At 46.5% G+C, this 8,702-nt stretch carries 8 protein-coding genes and 2 pseudogenes; 3 read left to right on the forward strand and 7 right to left on the reverse strand.

Going from position 1 to position 8,702, the window contains the following annotated elements:
- From ACLGGO_RS34285 to ACLGGO_RS34305, 5 genes and pseudogenes are all read right to left on the reverse strand, one after another.
- Nucleotides 1–189 (reverse strand): annotated as a pseudogene (locus tag ACLGGO_RS34285) (hypothetical protein); the annotation flags it as partial.
- 1,852 nt (nt 190–2,041) lie between these two features.
- Nucleotides 2,042–2,368: pseudogene (locus ACLGGO_RS34290) on the reverse strand (crossover junction endodeoxyribonuclease RuvC); the annotation flags it as partial.
- A 107-nt stretch (nt 2,369–2,475) separates the two neighbouring features.
- A complete protein-coding gene (locus ACLGGO_RS34295; RefSeq protein ID WP_446422668.1) occupies nt 2,476–3,564 on the reverse strand; it encodes a hypothetical protein in 1,089 nt (362 codons plus the stop codon).
- Between the two features lie 29 nt (nt 3,565–3,593).
- Nucleotides 3,594–4,325 carry a hypothetical protein gene (locus ACLGGO_RS34300; protein ID WP_446422669.1) on the reverse strand — a complete coding sequence of 244 codons (732 nt, stop codon included), beginning with the start codon at nt 4,323–4,325 and terminating at the stop codon, nt 3,594–3,596.
- Nucleotides 4,326–4,400: 75 nt separating this feature from the next.
- Nucleotides 4,401–5,162 (reverse strand): hypothetical protein, encoded by a 762-nt coding sequence (locus ACLGGO_RS34305; RefSeq protein WP_446422670.1) that lies wholly within the window; start codon nt 5,160–5,162, stop codon nt 4,401–4,403.
- A 169-nt stretch (nt 5,163–5,331) separates the two neighbouring features.
- On the opposite strand from ACLGGO_RS34305, the gene ACLGGO_RS34310 reads away from it, so the two are divergent.
- Together ACLGGO_RS34310 and ACLGGO_RS34315 are read left to right on the forward strand one after the other, a co-directional pair.
- Nucleotides 5,332–5,979, forward strand: a complete 648-nt coding sequence (locus ACLGGO_RS34310) for a hypothetical protein (RefSeq protein ID WP_446422671.1) — start codon at nt 5,332–5,334, stop codon at nt 5,977–5,979.
- 193 nt (nt 5,980–6,172) lie between these two features.
- A complete protein-coding gene (locus tag ACLGGO_RS34315; protein WP_446422674.1) occupies nt 6,173–6,367 on the forward strand; it encodes a hypothetical protein in 195 nt (64 codons plus the stop codon).
- On the opposite strand, the gene ACLGGO_RS34320 is transcribed toward ACLGGO_RS34315, so the two are convergent.
- Together ACLGGO_RS34320 and ACLGGO_RS34325 are read right to left on the reverse strand one after the other, a co-directional pair.
- Complete coding sequence (locus ACLGGO_RS34320; protein ID WP_446382608.1) at nt 6,297–6,731, reverse strand: HNH endonuclease; 435 nt, start codon at nt 6,729–6,731, stop codon at nt 6,297–6,299. The two genes, ACLGGO_RS34315 and ACLGGO_RS34320, sit on opposite strands and share 71 nt — an antisense overlap.
- Nucleotides 6,721–7,122: a hypothetical protein gene (locus ACLGGO_RS34325; RefSeq protein WP_446422672.1), complete on the reverse strand. Its 402-nt coding sequence runs from the start codon at nt 7,120–7,122 to the stop codon at nt 6,721–6,723. Before ACLGGO_RS34325 ends, ACLGGO_RS34320 begins: the two co-directional genes overlap by 11 nt.
- Before the next feature lie 114 nt (nt 7,123–7,236).
- Here ACLGGO_RS34325 and ACLGGO_RS34330 point away from each other — a divergent pair, with 114 nt between their 5' ends.
- Nucleotides 7,237–8,661, forward strand: coding sequence for an NACHT domain-containing protein (locus tag ACLGGO_RS34330; protein WP_446422673.1), 1,425 nt, complete (start codon nt 7,237–7,239; stop codon nt 8,659–8,661).
- Nucleotides 8,662–8,702: the final 41 nt, after the last annotated feature.

Consider the following 8,702-nt stretch of genomic DNA (forward strand, 5'->3'; position numbering starts at 1 on the left):
AATTAGAACTGTTTTCTCAGGATATGTGGAATGTGAGTTCCGCAGAATCCCCCTTTTTCTAAAAGGGGGAGTGTCAATAGAACTGGCAAGTTGTTGTTGAACTCCGTCAATTCCTCCTAAAACTAAGGAGCCGATAGGATTGGGTGTTTGCCCACCCATAACGACGTCGTAATTCTTGGGGTCGGTCATCAGTTGATGTTTGAGCTGGGCAGTTCATCTCAGTTCCACAAGCTGTCAGAAACTGGGACAGTCTGGTAAATATGATACGCCGGAAGCCCCACCCTGTCCTCCGCCAGAATTGCGAAGGAACGCGACAGAGAATATTGAACGGTCAGTAGATTCACAGGCGCGTGAGAATATTCCAAATCGACCACAAATAGAGTAAAAATGCAACGGTTTTCTGCCACTCACCCAGGTTAAGGGAAAGAATAACCCAGCCTAACCAGACAACAACAATGAAGATAACCCCCCAAATTAAATAGGGCACTTGCGAGAGTGCGCTAATCAAAGCAACTTGCTTTTTGCTCAGGAGCGATTCCTGGCTTAATAATTGTGAATCTGTCACATCTCCCGACACGATAAACTGGGCAATAGTCTGCCAATTATCTTCCACCAGCGCTGCACCATGATCCCCTTGGATATACTCAATTTGGAAGATATCTCCGTTTTTCATCAATGCCTTTACCAAATACGAATCAGGCAAACACTCTTTACTGATTTTGAAGCCATCAAAGCCGGCACTTCCCAAATCTTGCCATCGCCTGAAGGGGAAAACTTGGAAAAGCTTGGGAAAAAAGGCAACAACCCAATCCTTCGTTGCCACAAAGTTGAGGACTTTCGCTACCTGACGCCGTTCCATGATCACAGACCAATCATAATCAATAGGAACGACACTGCCTGCAAACACCACATTTTTGAAGCGACAGCAAGGATACTCTCGCAGTGCTTTAGCCAGTAGATAGGTTCCGTTACTATGTCCGACGTAGTGAAAATTATCAATGGCGTGGGGATAACGTGCTAGGTTTTCAGTGTATTGATCCATCAACCACTCCACCTTATCTCGGCGACGGAACGGAAACAGAAAGGACAGCATTGGAAAATAGCCATAAGTAGAAGTCTCCGTCGCATAGAGTTGATTACCCCCCAACGCTCGAACCTTACGGGCAATCTTTTTTGTCCAGTAACCGCGATCGCGTATACCATGAATAACGAAGACAACATGCCTGATGTTTGGCTTAGGCTCCAAAAATTGCTCCTCATCCAAAAAGACCTGATTTTCTCTCAAACCATCAACCTCTCCGGTCAAAGCCAGTTTGAATATATCCCTCCTTTGTTGACCCTCTGGTGAGGAATCCATAACAATAATGTCTGAATGTCCCGTTTTGGGAACATCAAGGTAGATGAAATCCTTTCCCGTCACTAAATCAACATTATCTTCTGGGGAAACGATATCATCAATCGAACCCAACAATTGTACTGTTAACGCCTTATCCACCTCTCTTTTGGCAGTGTCTTGACGCATTGCCAGCCATTGGATACGTAGTTGAGTGATAAAGGGAGCACCACGACGGATATTAAAAACGAGAGGCTTCCTGCCAAACAAAGTGATGAGGTTGCCAAAGAAGACACCCACGCTTTGAGACAATACAAAAAGAGGAGAGAGATGGTGGGAGATATGCCAGCCCCGATTCATACCTGCAAGCAAAATAATCCGCGTCACTTTCCCTGCCCAAGTTTTACCGGGTACGAATTCTACTAATGGCGTTTCAAAGGGAGCTTTATCCGTCTCTCCACAAGCACAAACGTAGACTTTCCGAGCCAGGAGTGCGCCTAAACTATGACCAACAAAGATAATCTGGTCATAGTTATTCTCTTGTTCAAATTGGTCAATCCATCTCAATAAATCTCGAACGATGATCAGACAGTTGGCTGTTGAGAAAAGTCCGGCTGGCACGTCGGGAATGAGGATGTCTGCATCAGGTAATTCCTGATGGACAACCTTGGAGAGATGACCCAGGTTTTTGGCGCGGATCAGATAGTGATGCAGCAAAACCGGAATAATCTCAGCTTCCCGATAGCAAACTAAATTGATAATTCCAACCGCCTGTAAAACTCCCCCGGCTGCCTTGATTTGTCGGGAAAAAAAGGGCATTTCTAATGCCGCCTTCGTGGGTTCAAACTCTTCCATCAATGTGACCAAATCCTCCTCCAATTCGGCTAAGCGTTCCGGAGTTGATAAGGTTTTCTTTGTTTCAATCGTTCCGTAGTCAATCAGACAGACCGTGCCGTTACTGTCTGTTGTCAAAATTGACCAGCCGACGGTAGCTAGTCCAGGGTCAATACCAAGCCAGGTATCTTCTGCATTCATAGGAGTTGGGAGTTCAGCCATTTTTGCTTATTATACTTCTCCTAGGGTGACATAAGAACGATACTACTACTATTTTAGAACGGCTATAAAGGTAAAAAAGACAAGAATTACTTAACCTCGTGTCGCTTTTGATTTTTAACAACTTGCCAGTACCAAGTGCGGATGCAATATCGGATATGCTTTTGCAGCGATTGTGTAATCGAAGTATTTTGAGCATAGCACCAGTTCCAGCGCTCAGCATCTTCTTCCGGTGTCATGAATGAGCGCCTACAGAAACCACTGAACAATTGCCTAGCACTGTCCGAAAAAGGCTGACCCATTAACTGCACATAGCGTTCTACGGTGAGCAGTTCCAGTCCAATAGCTATTGCTGCATTGTTGCGTCCAGAGCCTTTTGGGACACCAGAATCAAGGAGCGATCGCACTTTTATTCGGCAGCAGTAGTATAGAGGTATTGTTAGGGGAATAGGAAACGGAATTTGATTGAAATGTTGGATAGTTAAAGGGTTAGGAAACTCTATAGGTTTAGGAATCGGTGAAGTTTTAGGTAGAACCACAAGAGGAGATGAGTTCGTACAGGATTGACATTGAGGTACAGCATTTCGTAGCCTTTCGTAACCATAAACCCTTCCCGTTTCTGTAATAATTTGCGACAAATTGCATAGCCAATCCGAATTTCCCCAAGCCTTGGGTAAGATATGCCAAGTGCCAGCTAACCGCATGAGACGGGCGGGATTTTTGAGGCTGCGGTCAGCATCTGCGTATTCTAGCAAATCACGCTGAAGATGACACCATTGCTCAATTCCAATTGGTTCATCAAACACCCAATAGGAGTGAATTGACCGACCTCCTGTATCCACCTGAAATGTTGGTGCAGGAAGTTCTAGTTGCTGCCACAAATTCACCTGCTTTAATTTATCTAGGCAGTCGTGTTCATAGAATACAGCGCGACCCTGTGAGATATCCTTATTCTTATATCCACCACCATTAACAACCAGATAGACTCCGCGACCATAAGATTGATAGGTTTCGATAGCCGCCCAGCTTAATCGATTCAGTTTACAACCTTTGTCTAGACGTTTGCGAGAATCCTGGGAATGAAACAAGCAGGTGAGGTTTAGTTTATCGGTTGGTTGATAAGAGAGAAACTCTAAGTATTTTAACACTTGATAGCGGTCAGGTTGAGGAAAAGTCATCTTAGGCGTCGCTTTATTCATGAAGGGCTTTAATTGCCGTCATCGCGAAACTTAATAGGTTGGCGATGATGAAAAGTTTTGATGATAGCCAAAGCCTCCGTGTGACAGTCTTGCCAGAGGTGAAACGGAAAGGTAATCTCTTGAAGTCCTTGTGAACGGGTAGCCACCAAAATTGATATTTTTTGCACTTGAGAGTTGGGATAGTTGATATCAAGTACCAACTTATACAGCCATGTTTGAAGAAGGGCGCGGCGAAAAATAGGAGTTGTCCATTCCCAGGTTGGTAGAGACGGACAATTTACCCCTTTCATTTTCCGTTTCCACAGGGGCCAGACACCTTGATAACCTCGGTTGCCAATCGGGTAGCCATCGAAGGTTTTAAATTCCAAAAGCCAGCGCTCTCCCGTCTCTAATTCAATGACAGCATCTGGTGTACCTGCAAAAAAAAGTGGACGGTGAGCAATGGTTTCTTCGAGGGCAATAATGTGGTACGGTGGTAGAGTTTTCAAGTAGGGAGAGAGAGCTTCCCAATACTCCCTGATTTCATCATTAATTTCAGGAAAAGCATTTCCCTGGAGAAAGACTTGAGCCGCTGCGTGCAGTGTCGTTCCTTCAAAAGCCCGTTGTTGGCGTCGTTGAGACCAAGCGCCTTCCCCATGGATTAAGTCGTATTGTTTCTGTTTTTTTTCCCAGTTAGTTGGAAAGGCTGTATCAAGAATTTCTGTAACGCTGGGGTATAGTATTCCATCAACGTCTCGCATTTTTTGTATTCCTTTGTATGAGACAATAGGGCAGGAGGTAACTTTAGCGACTAACCTTCTGCCCAGAAGTGGGCTTCAAGCCGTTTGTGGTAAAGCCGGTTGGTTGGAGGGACTTCCCGCTAGAGCCATTAAAGCTTTCTCCGCCGCTTTTTCTGTAACCTCATGGATGAGTAAGTCAGTGTGCTTTTGTCCGATGATTTGAGCCACTTCAATAGCATCCTGTTCGAGTTCCGTTTCAGGTTGACGGACGTTCCACGTTAAATGAAAATAGGGTTTAATGCCCTTATCACACTTGACAATTTCTGTGGTATAAATTTGGGAGACAATGGTTTGGCTAATCTGGGTTTTGATATAATCCTTAGCACTGGCATATTTTTTAGATAGTTGAGCCTTATTCCCTTCCCAGTCTAAGAAGGCTTCCTGTTCAATTGGGCGGATGAGAATGGAAAATTCATCCATTGAATGACCCCGCATTAAAAAGTGGGACACGATTTGCGGTCGCATTTTACCCGCATTTTCTTGTTTGGTTTTATTGTCATATATCCAGCTTTTTAACGGGATGAACCAAATTTCCTGAAACAGTTCATTACAATAAAATTCGCCCAAGGTTAAATGACGCCGAGCTTTGTAGCCTTGTCGCATTGGATAAATGATCACGAGTTCGACTTTATGAGCCACGATTGCGGCTTGAAATGAACCATCTTGGTAGGCTTCAGTTAAATCCGCTCCGAATAGCGTGTCTACAAAAGCACCACCATCGCAACGGAGGTAGTAGTCTTGGCTAATAGTACCCAGGAGGGCGCTGTAATTTCCAGAGCTAGAGGTGATAATTTCCATGAGAATTCAAGAGTAAATTTTTTGCGTTGTTTTGGAGCAGTCGCACTTTTTTCGGAAGGGAGAAGATAAAAAATGTTCTCGTTGAAGATTCGCTTTTGCACGAAGAGGGATAGGATTAGGTTGATTTTTGTAATGCTGGAATTGCCTCGTCATTCCACTCTACATAGAAGTGATTGCCAATGGTCAGCATACTGAAGCTGACATCGCTACCTTGCATCAGTTACTGAGTGAAGGGAAGCACGAGCGTCTGTTGCAGGTGGGAAAATACAACGTCAACATTGGTCAGGGACAAGATATCCAGGTTGGCGATCACGTTTACCAAGGACTCGATGCAGAAGCTGTTCGAGAAGTAGTTCGTGCTGTACTTCAAGGTTATAACGCCAGCGACATTCGCGGAATTGTGCGCTCTGTTCTCAAAGAAGATTTTCCCAACATGGCTCAACCTGACCACTCTCAAAGTAGCTTACAGAAAACGATTTTAGTCCTCGCCTCCAGCCCCAAAAATGAAGCGAGACTGCGCTTAGATCAAGAAGTGCGGGAAATTGATGAAGGGTTGCGACGGTCACAGCAACGAGACAAGTTTACTCTACAGCAACGCTGGGCGGTTCGTCCTGATGATTTGCGCCGTGCTTTGTTAGATTTGAATCCTCAGATTGTTCACTTTTGCGGACATGGTTCGGGGGAAGATGGTTTAGTTTTAGAAGATAATGCTGGGTTAGCACAACTTGTACCCACTCAAGCCTTGGCAAATTTATTCAAACGATTTGCGACGCGATCGCGCTGCAAGGAATTCCCGAAGAACATATCCCAGTCTTGAAACAGTTAAAAAATGAGGCTGGTCAAAAGAGAAAAAGAAGGTTGGCTTAACGATGAGCAAATCCAAAACTTCCCTGGCCAAGTTTTGCAAGTTCTCGATCGCCTGTGGGTACAGTAAGACAAACAATCAACGGAAGTTACATTGGAACAAGCTGTCTAGAGTGTGAATCGCCCTTGCCAGACATTGAGTAATGATGAGTTCTGATGAATTAAACACCATTATTGAGCGGATTGCATCGGGAACGCAGACAGCGACTGATGTTGAAGCGCTTCGAGTTGCCCTGAGCGATCGCAACCAAGATTTATTGCAACCTTCGATTACTCATCAGGTGGATGCAGTCCGGCTAAGACAAGCAGGCGTCGAAGATTCACCACTCCTAGACGGTTGAGTGCAAGCGCTTCGATGGTTGCACGACCACAAGGGGTTCTACCAATCAGTTGAGTCAAATCCTCACTCCAATCAAAATGCTCTGTCCAATTCTGCTGGCGAGGATTGAACAGGGCAATCTCCTGTCCAGTCTGTGGATCGGGGTAAACAGTCCGGGTGTATTTACGACCGTTACAGCCGAAACACGCCCAGGCGAGATTTTCAGCAATGGTTGCTCCGCCCAGTTGTCGAGGTTTGATGTGATCGACTGTAAAGCTGTCAGGAGAGAACGCATCCGGGCAACGGCAGTATTCGCATCGATTCTTTGCCCGTTGAGCAATTTCCTGTCTCAGGGCTGTAGGGACTCGTTCATATTCAGACGGCATGGGAAGGCTGGGAGTGGGACTTCGACTGAACTTGCTCGTTTAAGCGCATCAGGTCAATGTTCCTGATCTTTGCTAGCTCAATCAGAGCTTCTAAGCGCTCTACTCTCTGTTGCTCTAGCAAATCTTCGTAACCAATCAGTTCCTGATGCTCAGCTTCGCTCAGTTCATCCCATTCACAGCGATCGCGTAACGTATCTAGGTGTACCTGCTCGTCTTCAGGCAGATGGCTCTCGATCGCCTCAAGCAACTGTGCTTCCTGGGCGCTAACTGTACTCGGCTGAGGCGGTTCGGCTAAAAATTCCAATAGTTGCACAACAGCCATCAATTTGTCTTGAGGTAGTTGCCCGATGAGTGCGATCGCTTTTTGGCGAATATCAGTAGCAGGAGGCATTGCCCATACCTAAGTAATGGTTAATTCATAGTTTAGCAGTGTGGTTTCAGCTAACGGAAGTTACATTGGAACAAGCTGTCTAGAGTGTGAATCGCCCTTGCCAGACATTGAGTAATGATGAGTTCTGATGAGTTAAACACCATTATTGAGCGGATTGCATCGGGAACGCAGACGGCGACTGATGTTGAAGCGCTTCGAGTTGCCCTGAGCGATCGCAACCAAGATTTACGGCAACTGGGTAAGTATAACGTCAACCTTGGTCAAGGACAGGATATTCACATTGGCGATCGCACTTATGTTACTTGGAATGATGAAGCGATTCAAGCCTTGATTGAGGTTGTGCAAAAGCTTCAATCCACGACTCAAACTCCTACACCTCAAGTAGCGTCAGTTGATGAGCTGGTGCAGCAGGTGCGATCGCGCCTCTACAATGATATTCAATGCTTGCACGGCACGATGCCGCTTTGGGGCGTGGATCGTTGGGTGCCGTTGGGTGAGTTGTTTGTGGATGTCAATATTTTGGAGGAGTTGAGCAGCAGTCGTCGGTCGGAACTGGATGACCTGTGGCAGGACTTCAGCCGGAATCCCAGCGATCGCAGTTTAGATCGCATTGGCTTGGGCAAAGAGCGGAAACGGGTGTCAGGGTTAGAGGTGCTGGCGAAGAATACGAACCTGATGGTGGTGGGTAAACCGGGTTCGGGGAAGACCACGTATTTGCAGCGAGTGGTGACGGAGTGCAACGCGGGGAATTTACAAGCGCACCGGATTCCGGTGTTGATTAAACTGCGAGAGTTTGTGGAGGATGGGCGTGAGGTTGCCTATTCGCTGGAGCGGTATCTAGAGCGGTGCTGGCGGTTATCGGATGCCGAAACTCAGTTGGTACTCAATCGAGGTCGGGTGCTGGTACTGCTGGATGGGTTGGATGAGGTGACGGGGGAGGATGGGAAGAACATCACGAAGGAAATCAAGCGGTTTGCTCGTGCCTATCCGCAGGTGCAGGTCATTGTGACCTGTCGAACGCAGAGCCAGGAGTCGCGGTTTGAGCGGTTTGATTATGTGGAGGTGGCGGATTTTAATGAGTCGCAGGTGCGGGCATTTGCCGAGCATTGGTTCAAGACGGTGATAGGGGATGAGTCGGCGGGACTGGCGAAGGTGCGGGAGTTTCTGAGGTTACTCTTTTTGGAGGAGAATAAGTCGATTCGGGAGTTAGCAATTACGCCGATTTTGCTGAGTTTGACTTGTGCTGTGTTTCACCAGACGGGGAAGTTTTACTCGAAGCGTTCCAAACTCTATGAAGAGGGGTTGGAGTTGCTGCTGGAGCAGTGGGACAAGTCGCGGGAGATAGAGCGGGATGAGTTTTATCGGGATTTGTCGGTGGAGCGGAAGCTGGAGCTATTGAGCTATCTGGCGGTGAAGAAGTTTGAGCAAGAGCAGTATGTGTTGTTTGAGCAGGCTGAGATTGAAGGGTATATTGCAGAGTTTTTGGGGATTGGGAAGCGGGATACCCGCATTTCTCACAAAAGGCGTGATTGCGAATAGCAGAAACCTTACCAGACAAGGATTTAAGCCCATTTCTTCAC

Origin of the sequence: Coleofasciculus sp. (assembly GCF_046565525.1) — a bacterium.
Lineage (GTDB): Bacteria > Cyanobacteriota > Cyanobacteriia > Cyanobacteriales > Coleofasciculaceae > Coleofasciculus.

Bases quoted from the DNA above. Each gene is read 5' to 3' on its own strand.
- ACLGGO_RS34315 (WP_446422674.1), top strand. From the start codon at position 6,173: ATGAGTTCTGATGAATTAAACACCATTATTGAGCGGATTGCATCGGGA.
- ACLGGO_RS34325 (WP_446422672.1), bottom strand. From the start codon at position 7,122: ATGCCTCCTGCTACTGATATTCGCCAAAAAGCGATCGCACTCATCGGG.
- ACLGGO_RS34305 (WP_446422670.1), bottom strand. From the start codon at position 5,162: ATGGAAATTATCACCTCTAGCTCTGGAAATTACAGCGCCCTCCTGGGT.
- ACLGGO_RS34330 (WP_446422673.1), top strand. From the start codon at position 7,237: ATGATGAGTTCTGATGAGTTAAACACCATTATTGAGCGGATTGCATCG.
- ACLGGO_RS34295 (WP_446422668.1), bottom strand. From the start codon at position 3,564: ATGACTTTTCCTCAACCTGACCGCTATCAAGTGTTAAAATACTTAGAG.
- ACLGGO_RS34300 (WP_446422669.1), bottom strand. From the start codon at position 4,325: ATGCGAGACGTTGATGGAATACTATACCCCAGCGTTACAGAAATTCTT.
- ACLGGO_RS34320 (WP_446382608.1), bottom strand. From the start codon at position 6,731: ATGCCGTCTGAATATGAACGAGTCCCTACAGCCCTGAGACAGGAAATT.